We start from the raw sequence: 22225 nt of genomic DNA, 5'->3' as shown, positions 1-22225 counted from the left end.
GAAATGCGAGCATTCCAGTGGCTATATCTTTTTTTCTTACTTCGCCCGGCTATAAACGGAAGTTAAAGTCTGCATATGCTGAGCAGCCGTGTTCGTGGATATCGAGACCGTCGAGTTCTTCTCCTTTGGTGACGCGGAGGCCTACGGTTTTATCGATGATGGTGAATACGATGATTGCCATTACGAGGACGTAGGCTACGGTTGAAAGGACACCGATCACCTGGGGTTTGAGGGTGTATTCCGGGGAGAAGACTCCGACGAGGATACTGCCTGTGAAACCGCATACGCCGTGGACACTGATCGCACCTACCGGGTCATCAATCTTGGCTACTTTGTCGAAGAATTCTACAGAGAATACGACGAGGATACCAGCGATCAGTCCGATGATGATTGCAGAGTAGTTGCTGACGGTGTCGCATCCGGCGGTGATTGCTACGAGTCCGGCGAGGGAACCGTTGAATGTCATGGATACATCTGGTTTTCCATAGCGGATCCAGGTTACAACAAGGGTTGCAAGTGTTGCGGCAGCAGCGGCAAGATTGGTTGTCATTGCGATATCACCGAGGTTTGTGGAAGCTGCTGTGGTAGAGCCGCAGTTGAAACCGAACCAGCAGAACCAGAGAATAAATACGCCAAGAGCTGCAATGGAAAGGTTGTGTCCGGGAATCGCACGGGTATTTCTTTCTTTATCATATTTTCCAATACGAGGTCCGAGGATTTTGGCACCAACAAGTGCACAGATACCGCCGACCATATGGACTGCTGTGGAACCTGCAAAATCGTGGAATCCCATCTGAGCGAGCCATCCACCGCCCCAGATCCAGTGGCCGGTTACCGGGTAAATAAAAATACTGATTGCTGCACTATACAATAAGTAAGCAAGGAATTTTGTACGTTCTGCCATAGAACCGGATACGATAGTAGCGGATGTGGCGCAGAATACTGTATGGAAAATAAGGAAGACTCCGATTGGCAGTCCGTTGAAAAGTCCGTCGGCATCGGCAAGTGTTGTAGGATTGAAGAACCCTTTTATACCGATGATACCATTCCAGTCGGTTCCGTGCATGATCGCAAATCCGAAGATGAAAAAGAACAAACTTCCAAGTACAAAGTCCATCATATTTTTCATCAGTATATTTCCAGTATTTTTTGCTCTGGTAAATCCGGCTTCACACATTGCAAATCCAGCCTGCATAAAGTAAACAAGAGTTGCACCGACAATTGTCCAGATAACATTAAGCAGTAGTTCAGTGGCGGCGGTTGCATCCATTCCGCCCGCAATTAAATCAGATAATCCCATATTTAACATCCTCCATTTCAAATAAAAAGGATAGCTACAATGAATGATCTACAGGCAGTTCATTTGTAGTTATCCTCTTTGATAACGATATTCAACACTATTCTAATTCACATATATTTTTAGCTAAAGAGCAGCAGAGCCACGTTCACCGGTACGGATTCTTACAGCATCCTGTACTTCGTAAACAAAAATTTTACCATCGCCGTACGCACCGGTTTTGATCTCTTCGACAATTTTCCGAATCAGAGGTTCTGCAACTTCCGGTTCAACAACAGTTTCTACTTTGATCTTAGGAAGAAGATTTACGCTGTATTCAGCACCGCGATAAAATTGTTTGTGTCCTTTCTGATTACCATATCCCATAATGTTACTGATCATAATACCGCTGACATTGGAAGCATCCAGGATTGTTTTCAGGGCTTCCAGTTTTTCCGGCTGGATAATGATTTCTAGTTTTTTCATAACTGAGTCCCTCCTTCTCGATTTAAAAAAAGAACAAAAAAGGCGTTCCCCGGATAATAGGGAACGCCGTCGTTCTTGATACGCTTTATTATAGCGACTGATTTTGATTTGTCAAATTATTTTTAAAAAAAATACAAAAAATTCGTGCATTTATTAGGTGTTGACGGATAAAATGTCATTTGCTAGAATAAAAGATAAGTGAAAAAGATTCCTTTATCAAGAAAGTTTTAAGTTAACAAAGCAATAAGTCTGTATTTAAAAAGAAGATATATTTATACGGGGAGAAAAGGAGGAAAAATAAATGATTAGTCTCACATTCGGAGAGCAGGTAAAAATTGTTTTAAGCAGAAAAGATATGACGATTAAAGAGCTTGCAGAAGAAATCGAAGCAAGAACCGGGAAAAAGATGTCCCGTCAGAATCTGACACAGCGGCTTGGCAGAGATAATTTTCAGGAGCAGGATATGCGTATGATCGCAGATATTCTTGGATGCCCGTTCCAGCTCAGCATTCTGGGTAATGCGGATTCGGAAAAGGAGGCTTTGGATGAAGAAGAGATGCCGACGGGAAGAGAACTTGAGAAGCTTACCGCGAAAAAAGAAAGAAAGGCAGCAAGAGAAGAAGCAAAAAAGAATGTAGAACGTGATATTACAGTTGGAGAGATTGTAGATATACTTGAAGAGACAACAGCAGAACCGGAGAAAGAAGCTGTACAGATGGAACTGGATCTTGATGCAGAAGAACATGCTGCCAAGGAGACGGAAAGCATTGCGGATTCAGATACTTTGGAAGAAGATATTCTGACTGAAGAAGAAACAGAGCCGTACACAGAACCGGCAGAAGATGATGTGGAAGTATCTGCAGAAGACGCAGAACAGATTGAAGAAGAATTACAGGAGCCCGAACAGGAAATAGAAGCGGAAGTGGTTGAAGAAGCCGGGGCTGAGGAGATTCCGGAGGAAACTTCTGAAGCTGCTTACCAGGAAGAGGCAGAACCGCAGGAAGAAGCGTACCAGGAACAGCCGGCTTATGAAGAGAATCAGCCGGAAACCTGTCAGAAAGAGGAAAATCCTGTAGTAGAAGAGGCGGAAACTGAAGATGTTCATGAGGAGAAAAATTCACCATTTTCAAAACTTACAAAGCTGATTACTCCGAAAAAGGAAAAGAAATCTTCCGGATGGCCGCAGGATTTCCAGCCGATCAAGCGTCGGGAGGATATTGATGAAGATCTGGTAAATGGAGATGTGAACCCATATACCGGACATGAGTATCGGACAAACAGTGTGCGTATGCATCCACACAGAATCGGTTATGTACAGGTATATGACCGAAAAGATCACAAGTGGACAGACATGACAGAGTGGGCGTTCCTTGGGGTGGAAGAGCGAAAGAAAGCTACGATGGGAAAAGACTACGAGCCACCGATTTATCTGGATTAATCAATGAGTTATTTGTCAGAGCGGAAGATTCCGCTCTGATTTTTTAAAAATGGTAATTTTTACCGGAAAGTCAGAATAGTTTAGAACAGGCAGTTAGAAGGAAGGTGCAGGTGCTAGATTATGAAAAGCTTTATCCGGTATTTATATGAATATCAGAATGGAAAAAGGACAAGAAATACAGGTTTTGTGAAGGTTCTTGAACAGACAGATACAGCGGAAATCCAGATTTATGGGAGAGGATTTCCGGTGGCAGGAGGACGTACACTGGAAATATATCTCTTTTATGAAGAGGATGGCAAGTGTATTGGAATCCGGATGGGAGAGATCAGAGGCGCACAGGCGGCATTTGGCTACAAGCTGAGTTATACGACAGACGATGTGGGAGGAGATGGACAGTTTGGCAGGATTGGTGGAATGATCCTTCGGGCTGGAAACGGAGCGGATGCAGGATATTATGGAGCAGTCTGGGATGAGACGAGACCGGTAGATGTTAGCAGGATGATTACGGAAGAAGAATGGAAGCTAAACAAATCGGGGAAAAATAAAAAAATTGCAAATGGCGGAGACGTGCTAAGCAATGAAAAATACGAGAAGCCAGGAAATGAGAAAATACTTGAGGAGAAAACAAGCCAGAGAAAATATGAGAATATAGAAGAACAGGAGACCTCAGAACAATCTAAAAACACAGATGCAGTTAGGAAATCGAAAAGCAACCCAAATGTGCCGGAAGAAAGAAACTCTCAGAACGCAAATTCAGATTTACCACCAAAAACCACAAAGGATATCATCTATAAAATCACCCGTCAGGAGATTGCCGGACTTCCGCGAAAGGAATGGAAGCTTGCGAATAATCATTTTCTTCTCCATGGATATTATAATTACCATCATCTGGTATCATTTGAAAAAGAAGGGAAATGTTGGATTGGGGTTCCGGGACTTTATTTTCCTGGTGAGCAGCGGGCGGCAGGAGCATTTGGATTTAGTCAGTTCATGAAGCCATCTGATGGTGAACTGGATCTGGAAGAATATGAGATTGAAGATGAGGAACATTTCGGTTACTGGTGCAGACCGGTAGGGGCAGTGATTCGAAAAGAAGTAAAGGAGAAGGAAGATGCGGCAGATATTGACCGAAGACGAAAAATACATGAAGGAAGCGATCCGTCAGGCGAAAAAAGCATGGAAGATTGAGGAAGTACCGATTGGTTGTGTGATCGTATATCAGGGGAAAATTATCGGACGAGGATACAACAGGCGGACAACGGATAAGAATCCCCTTGCACATGCAGAAATTTCTGCAATCAAAAAGGCAAGTAAGGTAATGGGTGACTGGCGGCTGGAAGAATGCACCTTATATGTAACGCTGGAACCATGTCAGATGTGTTCCGGAGCCATTGTACAGGCAAGGATTCCACGAGTGGTTGTTGGATGTATGAATCCGAAAGCCGGATGCGCCGGTTCCATCCTGAATCTTCTACAGGTGGAAGCGTTTAATCATCAGGCAGAGCTTACGACAGGAGTTCTGGAAGAAGAATGCTCACAGATGATGAAGAGCTTTTTCAAGGAACTGCGCAAGAAGCAGAAGATGAAAAAGAAAGAACAGGAATCAGCAAATATGCCGGAAGAAAATCCTTAATCGAAGAACCTGTCAAAGGCAGGCTTTTTTGCATGAAAAAAGCTACGGAAGCAAAATCCGTAGCTTTTGTAATTTCTTTTTTCTGTGCGCTGTGCGTCGAACTAAAGCCTACCAAACGTTACTCTGGCTGTAAACTCAATCCAGGCTACCTTACGGCACCCGAGAGGTTCTGCTTAGTGCTGCTTCGTTCCCGACCTGACACGGTTCACAGAGTCCCGCCGCGTAAGACCCAAATCTCAACGCCACAAACCAGAGGCAGCTTTGACAAGTAAAGCCCTCGGCACAGCATCACCCCCACTATAGCGGATTGTAGGTACAGGGTACCGCTAGCACCCCGGCTGCACAGAACATTATTTTACCGTGTTTTTGTAAAAATGTCAATGTATCTGAGGAGATTTTATTTTATCATTTTGGTTTACGTCAATCTGAAAATGGAGTATGATACTAAAGATAAAACTTTTTGGAAACGGAAAGGAAACGATATGAAAGTACTTTTAGGTGCAGTCAATGCGAAATATATACATTCCAATCTGGCAGTCTACTGTCTGAAAGCATATGCGGAAAAGTATGGTGATACATCAGATGAGATCAGTATTGGAGAATATACGATCAATCAGCAGCTCGATGAGATTCTGCGGGATATCTACAAAAGGAAGCCGGACATGCTCTGTCTGTCCTGCTATATCTGGAATCTTACTTATGTTGAAGAGATCTGCAGGGAGATCAAGAAAGTGATGCCGCAGATCATCATCTGGATAGGCGGACCAGAGGTATCTTATGATGGAGTAAAGGTGCTGGAGCGTCTGCCAGAAGTGGATGGCGTCATGAAAGGAGAAGGGGAGCAGACTTTCTGCGATCTTTTACACTTTTATCAGGACAAGACAGTGGACGGACTTCAGAATATGAAAGGAATCGTATACCGGGAACAGACCGGGCAGATTGTGGAAAATGAATGGCGCAAGACCATGGATCTGAGTAAGGTTCCGTTTGTATATGAGAACATGGAGCTTTTTGAACATAAGATTATTTATTATGAGACAAGCCGTGGATGTCCATTTTCATGCAGTTATTGTCTTTCTTCTATAGATAAGTGTCTGCGGTTCCGTGATCTGGAACTGGTAAAAAAAGAACTGCAATTTTTTATCGATCATAAAGTACCTCAGGTTAAATTTGTAGACCGTACATTTAACTGCAAACATGATCACGCCATGACAGTCTGGCGTTATATCAAAGAGCATGATAACGGCATTACCAATTTCCATTTTGAGGTTGCGGCAGACCTTTTGAATGAAGAAGAAATGGAATTGATAAAAACCATGCGGCCAGGGCTGATCCAGCTGGAAATCGGTGTGCAGTCTACCAACCTGGATACGATACGTGAGATTCACCGGACAATGAAATTTGAACAGGTTGCAGAAGTGGTAAGGAGAATCAATTCTTATGGTAATGTACATCAGCACCTGGATCTGATCGCAGGATTGCCGTATGAAGATTATGAAAGCTTTGGAAAATCCTTTGATGATGTTTATGCACTGGAACCGGAGCAGCTGCAGCTTGGTTTTCTGAAAGTACTGAAGGGTTCTTATATGGAAGAGAAGAGAGACGATTACGGACTGGTTTATAAAGGAATGCCACCGTATGAAGTTTTGTATACAAAGTGGCTTCCATATGAGGATACCCTGCGCCTGAAAGGGATCGAGGAAATGGTGGAGACCTACTATAACAGCAGGCAGTTCTGTTACACGCTTCCGTATCTGATCCGACACTTTAAAAGACCATTTACGCTTTTTGAAAAGCTGGCAGAGTATTATGAAGAAAATGGGCTGGATACTTTAAGTCATGCACGCACGGCAAGATATGAGATCCTGTATGATTTTGCAAGATTTTATGATGCAGAAAGATGTGAGGCGTATAAGCAGCTTCTGACACTGGACTTTTATCTGAGGGAGAATGCAAAGAGCCGTCCGTTATTTGCAGGCGATGAGCGGATTTCCAAAGAAGAGTTCCGCCTGTTCTATGACCGTGAGGATGAAGAGAGGCGTTATCTGGAAAATTATGAAAATATGGAGAAGCGGCAGCTTAGAAAAATGACGCACATCGAGAGGTTTTCTTATGATGTTCTGGGGGATATGAAAGAGGAAGAATGTGTGCTTCTGTTTGACTACCAGAACCGGAACCCACTGGATCATCAGGCAAAGGTATTTTGTGTTACAGAAGAAATCCGGGAATTATGCAAACAGTAACATCTGACAGTAGTAATGGATATCTTGAAAAAAGAAATGAAAGAGTATAGAATGAAAACAAATATGTGATTTGAGGTGAAAAAAGTGTTTAATCCAAAACAGACACGGAAGATAGCGGCAGTGATTATTCTTGTTGTTATTGTTGCAATGGTAGCAACATCAATTATTCCATATATCATATAAAATCAGGAGGATTTTTTTGATGGCGGCACGAAAGAAAAAGAGAGAGTTAAGTGAAAAGGCACAAAAGCGTATCCGGCAGAGAAATCTGCATGTGGGGATTACGGTTATTGCAGCCATCGTGATTATTTTCTCCGTGATTCAGTTCACATTATGGCGGTATGTGAGCAAGGTGGATGAGGAGTATATCTGCAAAAATGTTTTTATAGGGAAGACAGATGTATCCGGAATGACCAAGGAAGAAGCAGTGAAAGCAGTAGACAATACACTTGGAGATTATCGGAACAAGCAACTTGTACTGAAGGTAAAAGATCAGGGCGCAGATGTGTCAATCGAGGAAATGGGAGCGGAAGTAGAAAATATTGATAAGCTTGCAGAAAAGGCGGTCGGATACGGAAAAAATGGAAGCATCTGGAGCCGCTATCAGAAGATACATAATTTAGATAAGAAGAAATATGTCATAGATGAAAGCTTTAAAGTTGATGAAGCAAAACTCAGAGAGCTGATCCAGGAACGTGCGGTTCCGCTGGAACAGAAAGCGGTCAATGCATCGGCATCCTATAACGGAAGCGGATTCGATCTGACGGATGAAGCAGAAGGTTATACGGTTGATGTAGATAAATCCGTGAAGAAGATTAAGAATTTCATGAACAAAAAATGGAATTACGAGGACGCAGAAGTCGAGTTAAAGCTGGATATGGAAAAGCCGACGATCAAAAAGGCAGATCTGGAATCCCTGCAGGATGAGCTTGGCTCTTATACGACAAACGCCGGATGGGGGGACCGCGTGCAGAACATCAGGCGTGCAACGGAGCTGATCAACGGAACTGTTGTTATGCCGGGAGAAGAATTTTCAGTGGAACAGGCCACACTTCCTTACACAGAAGAGAATGGCTATGTGGCAGGAAGTGCCTATGAGAACGGACAGATTGTAGAGAGTATCGGAGGTGGCCTGTGTCAGGTATCTACGACGCTTTATAATGCGGTTCTTTATGCGGAACTGGAGGTCACCCGGCGTGCACCGCATTCCATGAGTGTCAGCTATGTAGAACCATCAAGGGATGCAATGATAGCGGAAGGAATCAGTGATTTTAAATTTGTCAATAATTACGATACACCGATCCTGATCGAAGGATATATTGATGGCAATAACCAGCTTGGTTTTTATATTTACGGAAAAGATACCAGAGCTGCAGGACATTCCGTGGAATTTGAAAGTGAGACTCTGGAGACAACAGAGTATACGAAAAAGTATGTAGAAGATACGGAAAGTGCGGTCGGCTCACAGGAAACAGAGGGAGCCGGAATGGATGGAAGTACGGCACGGCTCTGGAAAGTTACCTATGAAAACGGAGAAGAGGTCAGCCGGGAAGTAATCAATAACAGCACCTATCAGACTTCTGATGTTACCGTGAAAGTCGGGACAAAATCAGATAATGCAGAGGCAACTAAGCTGGTGGAGGAAGCAATTGCAACCCAGGATCAGGAGAAGATTAATGCGGCGATCAGCAAGGCATCTGCACTTAAGTAATAAAAAGCAGGCGGCTGTTGGAAAGAATGGCAGAACAGAAAGAGGATAAAAGTATGAAAGCAGGAAGAGTGTCACAGACCGTCTATCGGCGTTCGGTTTTAAAACAGATACAGAATAATATAGAAGGTATAGATTTTTTAAGACCGTCACAGGAGGAAACCTGTTATATAGCAGATGAAAGTGAAGAGAGGATCACAATCGCAACGGATGTTTCATTAGCCGGAAATGAAAAAGATCTTGGAGTATTTGCCATAGCGCAGGCAGTGGATCAGCTGGCTTCCAGAGGAGCGCGGGCATATGGAATCAGTGTCCGGATCATGCTCCCGACGTTTGCCTATGAGTCCAGATTGAAAGCGATGATGGTGGAGGTTTCGGAGATATGTAAAGAAAAAGGTCTCAGGGTTTTCTTTGCAGATGCGCAAAGTGTAAATGGGATCCAGACGAGTATTGTTCATGTAACAGCACACGGTGAGGCAAAAAAAGAACAGCTGCTTGCAAGCAGATCGGCAAAAGCAGGCGAAGAGATTGTCCTGGTTAAATGGATTGGTATGGAAGGAACCTTACGGATTATACGGGAAGAAGGGGCGGCTCTGGCAGAGCGGTTTGCGCCGGGATTCTTAAATAAGTTGGAAGATATGAGAGATGAAATTTTCAGTGACAGGGCAATGGAGATTGCCGGCCGGAACGGGGTGTCAGCAATGCATCCGATCGGAGAAGGAGGGATTCTTGCAGCACTTTGGGATATGGCAGAAGGTGCAGGAATTGGTCTTTCGGTAGAGATGAAGAAAATGACGGTACGTCAGGAAACGATTGAAGTCTGTGAAGTATTTCATCTGAATCCTTACCAGCTTACCAGTACAGGAGCGGTTCTTATGGTGATACCGAAGGGTGAAGAACTAAAGGAAAGACTGAAAAGGGAAGGTATTCCGGCAGAGATCATCGGACACACAACAGAAGGAAACGAGAGAATCATCTGGAGTGGGGGAGAAAAAAGATTTCTCGACAGACCGGCACCGGACGAACTGGCACGAATTTACGAAATGAAGGAGAATGTAAATGCTTAATATTGTACTTTTTGAACCGGAAATCCCGGCAAATACCGGAAATATCGGAAGGACCTGTGTGGCGACGAATACCAGACTTCATCTGATCGAGCCACTTGGTTTCCGGTTAAATGAAAAGAACCTGAAACGGGCAGGGATGGATTACTGGGAACATCTGGATGTGACGACTTATATTGATTACCGGGATTTTATGGAAAAAAATCCGGGAGCGAAGATTTATATGGCAACTACAAAATCACCGAATCTTTATACGGATGTTAAATATGAACCGGACTGTTATATCATGTTCGGAAAAGAAAGCGCCGGGATTCCGGAAGAAATCCTCTGTCACCACAAGGAAGACAGCATCCGGATTCCGATGATCGGAGATATCCGTTCACTGAATCTTGGAAATTCGGTTGCGATCGTGTTATATGAAGCGCTCCGGCAGAATGGGTTTGCCGGAATGAATACAGAAGGACATCTTCACAGACTGGAATGGGATGAATAAAAAAGTGCTGCAAGGCTAAAAACGCTTTGCAGCACTTTTACTATTGTGAAAAAAATGACTATATAAAATATTTTAAATAATCAACGCATTTAATGGCATTTATTGGTAAAAGTGATGACAATATTTGGAAATTGTATAAGAAAAAATACAATCGTGTGTAAATCAGTGGACATATTTCATAAAAAAGGATATAATAAACGGAGAGTGATATAGAGAATGGAGATAAGTATCATGAAATATAAACAAAGCGTATATAAAACCTTTGCACTCATCAGTCAGTTAGGCATCAGTATACTGGTTCCCATTTTGCTATGCACTTTTTTTGGTACATGGCTGGAAAAGAAGGTTTCTTTTCCAGTTTTTATCCCTTTGGTGATAGTGGGTGTATTGGCAGGTCTGCGCAATGCATGGGTACTTGCGAGACATGCGAATGAAGATCCGGAAGACAAAAACAAAAATTGAGCAGGGAGGAATGAAACAACATGAGTAAAACAGACAATACCGTACTGAAGGATATGATCATCACTATGCTTCTGTATGGAATAATCGTACAGATTGTATGTCTGATTATCCCAGGGGATCATCTGAGAATGACAGCAGGGCTTTGGATCGGGGTGGCTGCAGGTGTTTTCATGGTAATCCATATGAAAAACTCGTTGGATGAGGCGGTACTTTATGGAGAACAGGAAGCACAGAGATACATGCAGAAATCTTACGCGATAAGATATCTGGTTGTAGTTGTAGTATTTATAGCCGTCAGCTGGCTTCAGATTGCGAATGTACTTACACTGTTTGCAGGAATTATGAGTTTAAAGCTTGCGGCATATTTGCAGCCAATTATGCATAAGCTTTTCGCTAAATTCAAAAAATCTAAGTAAAGGAGGTAGAGCGCGTGGGGAACAGCTTAGGAATGCTGGCAGCTAAGGAGCCGGATTTTCAAATTCACGGTCTCGTTAAATTCCAGTTATTTGGGCAGGAGTTATGGCTCACCACTACACATGTCAGCATATTGATCGTAGCGTTATTACTGCTGATTTTTGCGTTGGTTGTCCGAGCTAAGCTGAGCGATGCCGAAGGCAAACCCGGAACCCTGCAGAATATTGCCGAGCTTATCGTTGAGATGCTTGACAATATGGTAAAAGGAAGCATGGGGAAAAACGGACTGGCGTTCCGGAATTATATCGGGTCTTTGTTTTTGTTTTTGATTGTGGCAAACCTTTCGGGACTTTTGGGGCTTCGGCCACCAACTGCAGATTATGGTGTAACACTTCCACTTGGACTTATCACATTTGTGCTGATTCAGTTCAATAACATCAAATACAACAAAATTGAGGCATTTACAGGCCTGTTCAAACCATTGCCGTTCTTGTTCCCAATCAATCTGATCGGGGAGATCGCAGCACCATTTTCCATCTCACTTCGTCTGTTTGGAAATGTGCTGTCCGGTACTGTAATCATGGGACTTATCTATGGTCTTCTGTATAAGATCGCATGGGCATGGCCGGGATTTCTACACATCTATTTCGATGTGTTCTCGGGAGCAATTCAGGCATATGTATTTTGCATGCTGACGATGGTATATATCAATGACAAGATGCCGTCAGCGGAGTAAAAAGCAAACTGGGATCTAAGTTCAGACAGTATCAGGTTTGCAGTGATTAAGGAGGAAAATTATTATGGGTAATATTTCAAATGAAGCTTTAGTTTTAGCGTGTTCAGCAATCGGCGCAGGACTTGCGATGATCGCAGGTATTGGTCCTGGTGTAGGACAGGGTATTGCGGCAGGTCATGGTGCATCTGCAGTAGGACGTAACCCGGGAGCAAGATCAGACATCACGTCTACAATGCTTTTAGGACAGGCAGTAGCAGAGACAACAGGTCTGTACAGTTTGGTTATTGCACTTATTCTCTTGTTCGCAAACCCGCTTCTTGGAAAGCTGTAAAAAAGGTTTTGCCTGTAAAATAAGAGAAAGGAGGCAACGCCTTGGAACGTTTGTTTAATCTGGATGCGCAGCTTCTTTTTGATGCCTGTGTCATGGCACTCAGTATGCTTGTCATGTTCACGTTTCTGTCATATCTGCTTTTCAAACCGGTAAGAAAACTTCTGGAGGACAGAAAGCAGAGAGTTGCTGATGAACAGGAGTCAGCAAAGAATGACCGGAAAGAGGCAGCCGTTTACAAAGAAGAATACGAACAGAAATTAAAAGAAATCGATAAAGAGGCGCAGGCTATTCTCAGTGAAGCACGGAAAAAAGCGATGAAGACCGAAAATGAAATTGTTGCAGAAGCAAAAGAAGAAGCAGCAAGGATCATCACACGTGCCAATAATGAGATCGAACTGGAACGGAAGCGTGCGCTTGATGATATGAAGCAGGAGATGATCTCCATTGCATCAGCAATGGCAGGTAAAGTAGTAGCAGCTTCGATCGATACCAGTGTACAGGATGAACTGATCGAAGAGACATTAAAAGAAATGGGAGAACAGACATGGCTAAGCTAGTATCAAAGGTATATGGTGACGCCCTGTTTGAAGCTGCCCGTGACTGCGGAAAAATGGATGAGATATTCGAGGAAGTACAGAGTATCGGAGTGATCCTCGAAGAAAATGCAGAGCTTCAGAAGATTCTCGGAAATCCGAGAGTTATGCGTGAAGACAAAGAGCAGATGATCGAGACGATTTTCCGCGGACGTGTTTCAAATGAGATTGTAGAGCTGATGAAGCTGATGATCGAAAAAGGGCGCTACAGCAAGATAGATTCTGTATTTGAATATTTTATCGGACTTGTAAAAGAAGAAAAGAAAATCGGGATTGCATATATCGCTACAGCAGTAGAACTGAGCGAGGCACAGAAAGAAGCAGTCATGCAGCGGCTTCTTCAGACGACAAAATATGAATCCTTTGAGATGAATTATCAGGTAGATGCTTCTCTGATCGGCGGAATGGTGATCCGTATCGGTGACAGAGTTGTGGATACAAGTATTAAGACAAAGCTGTATGAACTGTCAAAGAGCCTGAAGAAAATTCAGGTATAGCAGTTAGAATTAGTAGAAAGAAGGTGGATTCGCTCCATGAATTTAAGACCAGAAGAAATAAGTTCTGTGATCAAAGAACAGATTGAAAGATATTCCTCTGAGCTGAACGTATCGGATGTCGGAACGGTTATTCAGGTGGCAGATGGTATTGCGCGTGTCCACGGCCTTGAAAATGCAATGCAGGGTGAACTTTTGGAGTTCCCTTCAGAAGTATACGGAATGGTTCTGAACCTGGAAGAGGACAACGTAGGTGCTGTTCTTCTGGGAGATCATAAGAATATCAATGAAGGTGATACTGTAAAGACAACCGGACGAGTTGTAGAGGTTCCGGTAGGCGACTGTATGCTTGGCCGTGTAGTTAATGCACTTGGACAGCCAATCGATGGAAAAGGACCAATCCAGGCAACCAGGCATCGTCAGATCGAGCGTGTGGCACCGGGGGTTATTTCCCGTAAGTCAGTAGATACACCGCTTCAGACAGGTATTAAAGCGATCGACTCCATGGTTCCGATCGGTCGTGGACAGAGAGAGCTGATCATCGGTGACAGACAGACCGGTAAGACAGCGATCGCGATCGATACGATCATCAACCAGAAAGGGCAGGGCGTAAAGTGTATTTATGTAGCAATCGGTCAGAAAGCTTCGACCGTAGCTTCCCTTGTTAAGACTCTGGAGACCTTTGGGGCAATGGATTATACAACTGTAGTTGTGTCAACAGCCAGTGAGCTTGCACCACTGCAGTACATCGCACCGTATTCAGGATGTGCGATGGGAGAAGAATGGATGGAGAACGGAGATGATGTACTGATCGTTTATGATGATCTGTCCAAACATGCAACTGCATACCGTACCCTTTCCTTACTTCTGAAACGTCCACCTGGACGTGAGGCTTATCCGGGAGATGTATTCTATCTGCATTCAAGACTTCTTGAAAGAGCAGCCCGTCTTTCAGATGAACTTGGCGGAGGTTCACTTACTGCACTTCCGATTATCGAGACACAGGCAGGTGACGTATCAGCATACATTCCTACCAACGTTATTTCCATCACAGACGGACAGATTTATCTGGAAACAGAGATGTTCAACTCTGGTTTCAGACCGGCCGTTAATGCCGGACTTTCTGTATCCCGTGTAGGTGGATCGGCACAGATCAAGGCGATGAAGAAGATCGCTGGTACAATCCGTATTGATCTTGCACAGTATCGTGAGCTGGCATCCTTTGCACAGTTCGGATCGGAACTGGATGCAGAGACTTCCGAACGTCTGGCACAGGGAGTCCGGATCAAAGAGATCCTGAAACAGCCGCAGTACCAGCCGATGCCGGTAGAATACCAGATTATTATCATTTATGCAGCAGTTAAGAAGCTTCTTCTTGATATTGCGGTAGAAGATATTCTGGCTTTTGAAGGCGGACTTTTTGATTATATTAAGACAAAATATCCGGAAATTCCGGAATCTATCAAGAATGACAAAGTGCTGAAAGAAGAAGTAGAAGAAGCTCTCAGAAAAGCAATCGGAGAATATAAAGAACAATTTCAGGCAAGGTAGGTGATACAAAGTGGCATCTATGAGAGATATCAAGCGTCGCCGTACCAGTGTACAGAGCACGCAGCAGATTACAAAAGCCATGAAACTTGTCTCTACCGTAAAGCTGCAGAAAGCAAGAACCCGGGCAGAAGAATCAAAGCCGTATTTTGACTGTATGTATGCAACAATGACCTCTCTGCTTGCAAAGGCAGGGAATATCAATCATCCATATCTGAAAGCAGATGATTCGAAGAAGAAAGCAGTCATTGTTGTAACATCCAATCGTGGACTGGCAGGTGGATATAACTCCAATGTAGTGAAGATGGTGACTGAAAATGAAGCCTTTACGAAGGAGAATATCCGGATCTATGCAATTGGAGGAAAAGGACTGGAACTTCTGAAACACAAAGGATATGATATTGTCGCTGATTATTCAGAGATGATCGAAGAACCGTCCTATGATGATGCGAAGAGTATTACAAAAAGACTTCTGACAGATTTTGAAAATGGTGAGATTGGTGAGATCTATCTGATCTACACATTTTTCAAAAATACGGTAAGTCACATTCCGACGATGATCAAAGTCCTTCCGGCAGAGGTGCAGGAAGAAGCGGGAGAAGAGGATGCAAAGGCGCAGCTTACACCGATGAACTTTGAACCGGAAGCGGAAGAGGCAATCAGCCTTCTTGTTCCGAAATATATCAGCAGCATTCTGTATGGCGCATTTGTGGAAGCAGTTGCCAGTGAGAACGGTGCACGTATGCAGGCGATGGATTCGGCAACCAGCAATGCGGAAGAGATGATAGATGATTTGGAATTGAAATATAACAGAGCACGTCAGGGTGCGATCACACAGGAACTTACCGAGATCATTGCCGGAGCAGAGGCAATCGGATAAATACAGGTTTCTGTATGTAAGGAGGAGAAAATGGCAGATAAAAATATAGGGAAGATTACCCAGGTTATCGGTGCCGTTCTTGACCTTAAGTTTTCGGAAGGATACTTGCCGGAGATCAACGATGCGGTTGAGATTACGCGCAAGGACGGAGGAAAACTTGTGGTAGAAGTTGCACAGCATCTGGGTGATGATATCGTAAGATGTATCGCCATGGGACCGACAGACGGACTGGTGCGAGGCATGGACGCCGTAGCAACCGGGGGACCGATTTCAGTTCCGGTTGGCGAAGCAACACTCGGACGTATCTTCAACGTACTGGGTGAGCCGATTGATGAAAAAGAGGCTCCGAAGGATGTTGAATACGCACCGATTCACAGAAAAGCTCCAAGCTTTGAAGAGCAGGCAACACAGACAGAGATGCTGGAGACAGGTATCAAGGTTGTTGACCTTCTGTGCCCATATCAGAAAGGTGGAAAAATCGGTCTGTTCGGTGGAGCCGGTGTAGGAAAGACCGTTCTTATCCAGGAACTGATTACCAATATTGCAACGGAGCATGGCGGCTATTCTGTATTCACTGGTGTAGGAGAACGTACCCGTGAAGGAAATGACCTTTACTATGAGATGACAGAATCCGGAGTTATCAAAAAGACAGCGATGGTATTCGGTCAGATGAATGAACCACCTGGAGCACGTATGAGAGTCGGACTTACAGGACTGACTCTTGCAGAATATTTCCGTGATAAAGGTGGAAAGGATGTACTTCTTTTCATTGATAACATTTTCCGTTTTACACAGGCAGGTTCCGAAGTATCAGCGCTTCTTGGACGTATGCCTTCAGCGGTAGGTTATCAGCCGACACTGCAGACAGAAATGGGTGCGCTGCAGGAGCGTATCACATCCACGAAGAACGGATCCATCACATCCGTGCAGGCAGTATATGTGCCAGCCGATGACCTTACTGACCCGGCTCCGGCAACAACATTTGCCCATCTGGATGCAACGACCGTACTTTCCCGTGCGATCACAGAGCTTGGTATTTACCCGGCTGTAGATCCACTGGAATCTACTTCACGTATTCTGGATCCACACATTGTCGGAGAAGAACACTATAAAGTAGCCCGTGGAGTACAGGAAATTCTTCAGAAATACAAAGAACTGCAGGATATCATTGCAATTCTTGGTATGGATGAACTTTCCGAGGAAGATAAGCTGGTCGTATCCAGAGCAAGAAAGATCCAGAGATTCCTTTCCCAGCCATTCCACGTTGCGACACAGTTTACAGGTCTGGAAGGACGTTATGTTCCAATTGGCGAGACAATTCAGGGATTTAAAGAGATCCTCGAAGGAAAGCATGATGATATTCCGGAGGGATATTTCCTGAATGCAGGTAATATCGATGACGTGCTTGCCCGTGTGAAATAGGAGGGACGTCCTATGGCAGATAAATTTAAACTTAACATTATTTCGCCGGAAAAGAAGTTTCTGGAGGGTGACTGCGAATTCCTTGAATTTGTAAGTACTGAAGGAGAACTTGGTATCTATGCAAAGCATATTCCGCTGACGACGATTCTTGAACCATGCGTGATGCGAATCCACAATGACGGGGAGATTAAGAAAGCGGCAATTCTCGGAGGATTTGTAGAAATCCTGCAGGAGAGGGTAACGGTGCTTGCAGAAGATGCACAGTGGCCGGATGAAATTGATGTGGCACGTGCCGAAGCGGCGAAGAAGCGCGCTGAGGACAGAATTGCTGCGAAGCAGGAAGGCACAGATATGCGCCGTGCAGAGGCGGCACTGAAAAGAGCAGTTGCCCGAATTGGAGCAGCTCAGTCATAAAGCATTAAAAACCGAGAATCCTTTGTTGGATTTTCGGTTTTTTTAATGAAGGAAAACTGGACAATAAGGAGGAATTTGCCTATAATAATTTTATTATATGATGATACCAGGGGCAAAAGGTCAGAAAGCTGATGCAAGCTTGCTTGCAAGAGGATTTTTGACCTCTTGACCCGCCAAGAACATGAGTAAGTAGCCATTTTTCAAAGAGAAATGAGCGGATTACGAATGTTTTTGAGGATTGCGAGAGTGCAAAGTACGTAGCAATCTGGTACCAAAGGGGTCAAAATACCTTTTGACCCCAACATCATTATATAGCGTAAAAAGAGTATGGATGGCCGGATAAAATTGAGAGGATAAAGGGATGAACAAACAGGACCAAATGACAATGCAGGAAGCGGAACGAAAGATGGAATCTTTGAGGGAAGTGTTTCAGGTTGTCAGACTGGTAGACGGGGAAATGCTGATGGATCGGGAAAAACGGATAAATGCAGGAGATTTATCTGAAACGTGTCAGTGTTACAGTTTCTGGAAAAAAGACAAGGAATGCGAGAACTGTAGCTCTCTTCTGGCACTGAAAGAACAGACGCAGAAGATAAAATTTGAATTTCTGGATTTGCAGGTATTTCAAGTGATCTCGCGTTATGTTGAGATTGATGGCAGACCCTATGTTATGGAAATGATTCAGAATCTTGATGAGAGTATTCAGATTGATCAGGAGGGGGATGATAAGCTGATCAGTAAACTGTCAGGATATAATGAAAAGCTATATACGGATGTAATGACTGGGATATATAATCGGCGTTTTTTTGAAGAAAAGATCAAAAACATGGAGGATGAAGCCGGAATTGCAGTGATTGATCTGGATGATTTTAAGCTTCATAACGATACTTATGGACATAGTGCGGGAGATGCGGCACTTATAACGACTGCGAACATTATCAAAAAATATATCCGGAAGACGGATATTCTGATCCGGTATGGTGGAGATGAATTTTTACTGATCCTTCCTTCGATTAAGAAGCATATTTTTGAAGATAAGCTAAAACTGATCCGGGAAAAAATCCACGATGCGGTTGTGCCGAAGTATGAGAAAATGCAGCTTTCGGTCAGCATCGGCGGAGCTGTATTCCGCGAAGGCAATATTGAAGATGCTATTGCCAGTGCTGACAGACAGATGTATATAGCTAAAAATTATAAAAATATGGTTGTCACAGAATGGGATGAAAATGGAAAGAAAAAGGAAGAAAATTCTGCATCAGAAAAACTGAAACAGCAGATCCTTATCGTGGATGATTCGGAAATAAACCGCGAGATTCTGAAAGAGATCCTGAAAGAGGACTACCGGATTTTGGAGGCGGCTAATGGAGAAGAATGTCTGGAACAACTGGAACGGTATGGAACAGGGATCTCACTGGTGCTGCTCGATATTGTGATGCCGGAAATGGATGGATTTGAAGTCCTTGCTGCGATGAACCAGAATCATTGGATTGAAGATATTCCGGTAATCATGATTTCCAGTGAAGATTCAGACAGCTATATCAGACGGGCATATGAGATGGGCGTTTCAGATTACATCAGCTGCCCGTTTGACGCAAAAATCGTATATCAACGCGTCCTGAACATGATCAAGCTATATGCAAAACAGAGGAGACTGATCCGTCTGGTGACCAGGCAGATTTACGAAAAAGAGAGAAATAACCGGATGCTGATCGGTATCCTGAGCCAGATTGTTGAGTTCAGAAACGGAGAAAGTGGTCTGCATGTGATCCATATCAATCTGATCACACAGCTTTTGCTGGAACAACTGGTGAAAAAGACAGGAAAATATCAGCTCTCATGGGAAGATAGATTATTGAGTGCAACAGCATCGGCTTTGCATGATATCGGAAAGATTGGAATTGACGAGAAAATTCTGAACAAACCGGGAAAGCTTACCAAAGAGGAATTTGAGATTATGAAGACACATACCTTAATCGGTGCACAAATGCTGGATAATCTGGATATGTACCGGAATGAAAAGCTGCTCAAGCTTGCATATGAGATTTGCCGCTGGCATCATGAAAGATATGATGGAAAGGGATATCCGGACGGACTTGTCGGAGAAGAAATTCCGATTTCGGCACAAGTAGTATCGCTGGCGGATGTGTATGACGCCCTGGTGAGTGAACGGGTTTACAAGAAGGCATTTTCGCATGAAAAAGCACTGGAAATGATCCAAAATGGTGAATGCGGTACATTTAACCCACTGTTACTCCGGTGTATGACCGAAGCACAGGATAAATTAAAGACAATGATGGAAGTAGCAGAAAAGAATAAAAAGGAGTAGAAAAGACAGAATGAAGGCACTTGTAATTGCAGAAAAACCTTCTGTTGCGCGTGATATTGCGCGTGTACTTAAATGTGGGAAAAAGATAAATGGAGCAATTGAAGGAGAGCGTTATATTGTAACCTGGGGACTTGGTCATCTGGTTACCCTGGCAGATCCGGAAGATTACGATAAAAAATATAAAGAGTGGAAAATTGATGTGCTTCCGATGAAGCCGGCTCCATTTAAGCTTGAAGTAATAAAGCAGACCGGAAAACAGTTCGCAGCGGTGAAAACACAGATTCACCGCAAGGATGTGAATGAAATTATCATTGCTACGGATGCAGGACGAGAAGGAGAGCTGGTAGCAAGGCTGATTCTGGAAAAAGCAGGAAGCAAAAAGCCGATCAAGAGGCTGTGGATCTCGTCTGTAACAGATAAAGCAATCAGAGAAGGTTTTGCAAAGTTGAAGAACGGGCATGAGTATGATGCGCTTTATGATGCTGCAATGTGCCGTGCCGAGGCAGACTGGCTGGTTGGAATCAATGCAACAAGGGCACTGACCTGTAAATATAATGCGCAGCTTTCCTGTGGACGTGTGCAGACACCAACGCTTGCAATGATTGCAAAGAGAGAAGAAAAGATCCGTAGTTTTATTCCGGAAGGTTATTATGGAATGACTGCAAAAGGACAAAATATTATGCTGACCTGGCAGGATCAGAAGTCAAAGAGTTATCGCTCATTCGATAAAGAGAAAATGACCGGACTGATGAAAAAGCTGGATGGACAGAAAGCGGTAGTGGAAGAGATTAAAAAAACACCGAAAAAAACGTATGCACCGCTTTTGTATGATCTGACAGAGCTGCAGAGAGAAGCCAATCAGCGGTTTGGATATTCGGCGAAAGAGACGCTGAATATCATGCAGAGACTGTATGAGAATCATAAGGTGCTGACCTATCCGAGAACGGATTCCAGATATCTGAGCAAAGACATTGTTCCGACGATCAAGGACCGTCTGGAGGCATGTGGTACAGGACCGTACCGTAAGCTTGCAATGACAGCGAAGAAAAAGGATCTAAGCGGAAAGCTCGCTTTTGTAAATGATGCGAAGGTATCGGATCATCATGCGATCATCCCAACGGAGCAGTTTGTGGATCTGAGTCATATGACAAATGAAGAGCGGAAGATTTATGATCTGGTTGTGCGGCGCTTTCTTGCTGTGCTTTATCCGCCATTTGAGTATGAGCAGACACAGGTTACGGTGAAGGTTGGCGGTGAAACCTTCCTTGCGTCTGGAAAGATTGTGAAAGCACAGGGATGGCGGGCTGTTTATGAAGAGGAAATCTATTCGACTGAGGATGAAGAAGAGGAAGAAGCATATGAGTCTGGAAAGGGTTTGAAAGGACAGACACTGCCGGAACTGGAAAAAGGACAGGAGATTAAAGGACTTGTGTTGTCATTGACAGAAGGTAAAACGAAGCCACCGGCACATTTTAATGAAGCAACACTTCTGTCAGCAATGGAGAACCCGACGGCTTATATGGAAAGCCATGACAAAGCGATGGCGAAAACGCTTGGCGAGACAGGAGGATTGGGAACGGTTGCGACAAGAGCGGATATTATTGAAAAGCTTTTTAAAAGCTTTTTGCTGGAAAAGCGTGGAAAAGATATCTATCTTACATCGAAAGCGAAGCAGCTTCTGGAACTTGTGCCGGAAGAGTTAAAACAGCCGGAACTTACAGCAGACTGGGAAATGCGTTTGTCGCAGATTGCGAAGGGAAAGCTTTCGCGGAAGGATTTTATGAAGGATATTGATAAATATACGGATCAGGTGGTTTCTGAGATTAAGGCGGGAGCTGGAACGTTCCGGCATGATAATCTGACAAATAGTAAATGTCCGCGATGTGGTAAGAGAATGCTTGCAGTGAAAGGAAAGAACAGTGAGATGCTGGTTTGTCAGGACAGAGAGTGCGGATACCGCGAAACAGTATCACGGACAACGAATGCGAGATGTCCTGTGTGTCACAAGAAGATGCAGCTGAAAGGAAGAGGGGATGGACAGATTTTTGTGTGTGTCTGCGGACATAAGGAGAAGCTGACATCGTTCCAGGAGAGACGGAAGAAAGAAGGTGCGGGAGTCAGCAAGAAGGATGTGCAGAAATATTTAAGACAGCAGAAGGATGAGCCGGTGAATAATCCATTTGCGGATGCGCTGGCTAAGATTAAGTTGTAGGTGGCGAATGGGATGGCGTGTGGAAGGTTTGGCTTTCTGGTACGTCTCATTG

At 43.9% G+C, this 22225-nt stretch carries 21 protein-coding genes and 1 other RNA gene; 19 read left to right on the top strand and 3 right to left on the bottom strand.

Annotation, left to right across the window (positions count from 1 at the left end):
* Positions 1-49: 49 nt before the first annotated feature.
* Positions 50-1300 carry an ammonium transporter gene (locus PGR14_RS13025; protein WP_082428375.1) on the bottom strand — a complete coding sequence of 417 codons (1251 nt, stop codon included), beginning with the start codon at positions 1298-1300 and terminating at the stop codon, positions 50-52.
* 123 nt (positions 1301-1423) lie between these two features.
* A complete protein-coding gene (locus PGR14_RS13020) occupies positions 1424-1762 on the bottom strand; it encodes a P-II family nitrogen regulator (RefSeq protein WP_055249032.1) in 339 nt (112 codons plus the stop codon).
* Positions 1763-2063: 301 nt separating this feature from the next.
* Between PGR14_RS13020 and PGR14_RS13015 the strand changes: the two genes are divergently transcribed.
* From PGR14_RS13015 to tadA, 3 genes are all read left to right on the top strand, one after another.
* Positions 2064-3200 carry a hypothetical protein gene (locus PGR14_RS13015; protein ID WP_008370037.1) on the top strand — a complete coding sequence of 379 codons (1137 nt, stop codon included), beginning with the start codon at positions 2064-2066 and terminating at the stop codon, positions 3198-3200.
* Positions 3201-3320: 120 nt separating this feature from the next.
* Entirely contained in the window at positions 3321-4388 is a 1068-nt protein-coding gene (locus tag PGR14_RS13010; protein WP_055249034.1) for a hypothetical protein, read from the top strand.
* Complete coding sequence (gene tadA, locus PGR14_RS13005; RefSeq protein WP_172676465.1) at positions 4312-4833, top strand: tRNA adenosine(34) deaminase TadA; 522 nt, start codon at positions 4312-4314, stop codon at positions 4831-4833. The genes PGR14_RS13010 and tadA overlap by 77 nt, the downstream gene beginning before the upstream one ends.
* An 82-nt stretch (positions 4834-4915) precedes the next feature.
* On the opposite strand, the gene ffs is transcribed toward tadA, so the two are convergent.
* An RNA gene (gene ffs / locus PGR14_RS13000) (signal recognition particle sRNA large type) lies at positions 4916-5179 on the bottom strand.
* A 136-nt stretch (positions 5180-5315) separates the two neighbouring features.
* On the opposite strand from ffs, the gene PGR14_RS12995 reads away from it, so the two are divergent.
* The 16 genes from PGR14_RS12995 to PGR14_RS12920 all read left to right on the top strand — a co-directional run bounded on the left by PGR14_RS12995 (position 5316) and on the right by PGR14_RS12920 (position 22173).
* Positions 5316-7076: a B12-binding domain-containing radical SAM protein gene (locus tag PGR14_RS12995; protein ID WP_055249087.1), complete on the top strand. Its 1761-nt coding sequence runs from the start codon at positions 5316-5318 to the stop codon at positions 7074-7076.
* 202 nt (positions 7077-7278) lie between these two features.
* The gene (locus PGR14_RS12990) at positions 7279-8787 is read left to right on the top strand and encodes a VanW family protein (protein ID WP_270223536.1); all 1509 of its coding nucleotides are present in this window, start codon (positions 7279-7281) and stop codon (positions 8785-8787) included.
* 53 nt (positions 8788-8840) lie between these two features.
* A complete protein-coding gene (locus tag PGR14_RS12985; protein WP_270223534.1) occupies positions 8841-9851 on the top strand; it encodes an AIR synthase-related protein in 1011 nt (336 codons plus the stop codon).
* Positions 9844-10341, top strand: coding sequence for a tRNA (cytidine(34)-2'-O)-methyltransferase (locus tag PGR14_RS12980; RefSeq protein WP_117557510.1), 498 nt, complete (start codon positions 9844-9846; stop codon positions 10339-10341). Before PGR14_RS12985 ends, PGR14_RS12980 begins: the two co-directional genes overlap by 8 nt.
* A gap of 231 nt (positions 10342-10572) precedes the next feature.
* Positions 10573-10803: an AtpZ/AtpI family protein gene (locus tag PGR14_RS12975; RefSeq protein WP_022220232.1), complete on the top strand. Its 231-nt coding sequence runs from the start codon at positions 10573-10575 to the stop codon at positions 10801-10803.
* A 20-nt stretch (positions 10804-10823) separates the two neighbouring features.
* A complete protein-coding gene (locus PGR14_RS12970; protein WP_195371416.1) occupies positions 10824-11219 on the top strand; it encodes an ATP synthase subunit I in 396 nt (131 codons plus the stop codon).
* Positions 11220-11233: 14 nt separating this feature from the next.
* Positions 11234-11953 carry a F0F1 ATP synthase subunit A gene (gene atpB, locus PGR14_RS12965; RefSeq protein WP_022220233.1) on the top strand — a complete coding sequence of 240 codons (720 nt, stop codon included), beginning with the start codon at positions 11234-11236 and terminating at the stop codon, positions 11951-11953.
* Between the two features lie 64 nt (positions 11954-12017).
* Positions 12018-12284 (top strand): ATP synthase F0 subunit C, encoded by a 267-nt coding sequence (gene atpE / locus PGR14_RS12960; protein ID WP_117557506.1) that lies wholly within the window; start codon positions 12018-12020, stop codon positions 12282-12284.
* A 41-nt stretch (positions 12285-12325) separates the two neighbouring features.
* Positions 12326-12841 carry a F0F1 ATP synthase subunit B gene (gene atpF / locus PGR14_RS12955; protein WP_008370063.1) on the top strand — a complete coding sequence of 172 codons (516 nt, stop codon included), beginning with the start codon at positions 12326-12328 and terminating at the stop codon, positions 12839-12841.
* Positions 12829-13374 (top strand): ATP synthase F1 subunit delta, encoded by a 546-nt coding sequence (gene atpH / locus PGR14_RS12950; RefSeq protein WP_008370066.1) that lies wholly within the window; start codon positions 12829-12831, stop codon positions 13372-13374. The genes atpF and atpH overlap by 13 nt, the downstream gene beginning before the upstream one ends.
* A gap of 36 nt (positions 13375-13410) precedes the next feature.
* The gene (atpA, locus tag PGR14_RS12945; protein WP_055261211.1) at positions 13411-14922 is read left to right on the top strand and encodes a F0F1 ATP synthase subunit alpha; all 1512 of its coding nucleotides are present in this window, start codon (positions 13411-13413) and stop codon (positions 14920-14922) included.
* A gap of 10 nt (positions 14923-14932) precedes the next feature.
* Positions 14933-15799 (top strand): ATP synthase F1 subunit gamma, encoded by an 867-nt coding sequence (gene atpG, locus PGR14_RS12940; protein WP_022220234.1) that lies wholly within the window; start codon positions 14933-14935, stop codon positions 15797-15799.
* A gap of 30 nt (positions 15800-15829) precedes the next feature.
* Complete coding sequence (gene atpD / locus PGR14_RS12935; protein WP_008370073.1) at positions 15830-17221, top strand: F0F1 ATP synthase subunit beta; 1392 nt, start codon at positions 15830-15832, stop codon at positions 17219-17221.
* A gap of 12 nt (positions 17222-17233) precedes the next feature.
* Positions 17234-17635 (top strand): ATP synthase F1 subunit epsilon, encoded by a 402-nt coding sequence (gene atpC / locus PGR14_RS12930; RefSeq protein WP_008370075.1) that lies wholly within the window; start codon positions 17234-17236, stop codon positions 17633-17635.
* A gap of 361 nt (positions 17636-17996) precedes the next feature.
* On the top strand, positions 17997-19961 hold the full coding sequence (locus PGR14_RS12925; protein ID WP_270223533.1) for a diguanylate cyclase: 1965 nt from the start codon (positions 17997-17999) through the stop codon (positions 19959-19961).
* A 10-nt stretch (positions 19962-19971) separates the two neighbouring features.
* Positions 19972-22173: a DNA topoisomerase III gene (locus PGR14_RS12920; protein ID WP_270223532.1), complete on the top strand. Its 2202-nt coding sequence runs from the start codon at positions 19972-19974 to the stop codon at positions 22171-22173.
* Positions 22174-22225 lie beyond the last annotated feature (52 nt).

This window comes from Coprococcus sp. AF99-45 (assembly GCF_027663865.1).
Classification (GTDB): Bacteria; Bacillota; Clostridia; order Lachnospirales; family Lachnospiraceae; genus Allocoprococcus; species Allocoprococcus comes.
The sequence above is the reverse complement of the archived record's forward strand: the minus strand, read 5'-3'. Positions and strand labels throughout refer to the sequence as shown.

What these genes read in the sequence shown, in the direction of transcription:
- PGR14_RS13025 (WP_082428375.1), bottom strand. Translation starts at nt 1,300, where the DNA reads ATGGGATTATCTGATTTAATTGCGGGCGGAATGGATGCAACCGCCGCC.
- PGR14_RS13020 (WP_055249032.1), bottom strand. Translation starts at nt 1,762, where the DNA reads ATGAAAAAACTAGAAATCATTATCCAGCCGGAAAAACTGGAAGCCCTG.
- PGR14_RS13015 (WP_008370037.1), top strand. Translation starts at nt 2,064, where the DNA reads ATGATTAGTCTCACATTCGGAGAGCAGGTAAAAATTGTTTTAAGCAGA.
- PGR14_RS13010 (WP_055249034.1), top strand. Translation starts at nt 3,321, where the DNA reads ATGAAAAGCTTTATCCGGTATTTATATGAATATCAGAATGGAAAAAGG.
- tadA (WP_172676465.1), top strand. Translation starts at nt 4,312, where the DNA reads ATGCGGCAGATATTGACCGAAGACGAAAAATACATGAAGGAAGCGATC.
- PGR14_RS12995 (WP_055249087.1), top strand. Translation starts at nt 5,316, where the DNA reads ATGAAAGTACTTTTAGGTGCAGTCAATGCGAAATATATACATTCCAAT.
- PGR14_RS12990 (WP_270223536.1), top strand. Translation starts at nt 7,279, where the DNA reads ATGGCGGCACGAAAGAAAAAGAGAGAGTTAAGTGAAAAGGCACAAAAG.
- PGR14_RS12985 (WP_270223534.1), top strand. Translation starts at nt 8,841, where the DNA reads ATGAAAGCAGGAAGAGTGTCACAGACCGTCTATCGGCGTTCGGTTTTA.
- PGR14_RS12980 (WP_117557510.1), top strand. Translation starts at nt 9,844, where the DNA reads ATGCTTAATATTGTACTTTTTGAACCGGAAATCCCGGCAAATACCGGA.
- PGR14_RS12975 (WP_022220232.1), top strand. Translation starts at nt 10,573, where the DNA reads ATGAAATATAAACAAAGCGTATATAAAACCTTTGCACTCATCAGTCAG.
- PGR14_RS12970 (WP_195371416.1), top strand. Translation starts at nt 10,824, where the DNA reads ATGAGTAAAACAGACAATACCGTACTGAAGGATATGATCATCACTATG.
- atpE (WP_117557506.1), top strand. Translation starts at nt 12,018, where the DNA reads ATGGGTAATATTTCAAATGAAGCTTTAGTTTTAGCGTGTTCAGCAATC.
- atpH (WP_008370066.1), top strand. Translation starts at nt 12,829, where the DNA reads ATGGCTAAGCTAGTATCAAAGGTATATGGTGACGCCCTGTTTGAAGCT.
- atpA (WP_055261211.1), top strand. Translation starts at nt 13,411, where the DNA reads ATGAATTTAAGACCAGAAGAAATAAGTTCTGTGATCAAAGAACAGATT.
- atpD (WP_008370073.1), top strand. Translation starts at nt 15,830, where the DNA reads ATGGCAGATAAAAATATAGGGAAGATTACCCAGGTTATCGGTGCCGTT.
- atpC (WP_008370075.1), top strand. Translation starts at nt 17,234, where the DNA reads ATGGCAGATAAATTTAAACTTAACATTATTTCGCCGGAAAAGAAGTTT.
- PGR14_RS12925 (WP_270223533.1), top strand. Translation starts at nt 17,997, where the DNA reads ATGAACAAACAGGACCAAATGACAATGCAGGAAGCGGAACGAAAGATG.
- PGR14_RS12920 (WP_270223532.1), top strand. Translation starts at nt 19,972, where the DNA reads ATGAAGGCACTTGTAATTGCAGAAAAACCTTCTGTTGCGCGTGATATT.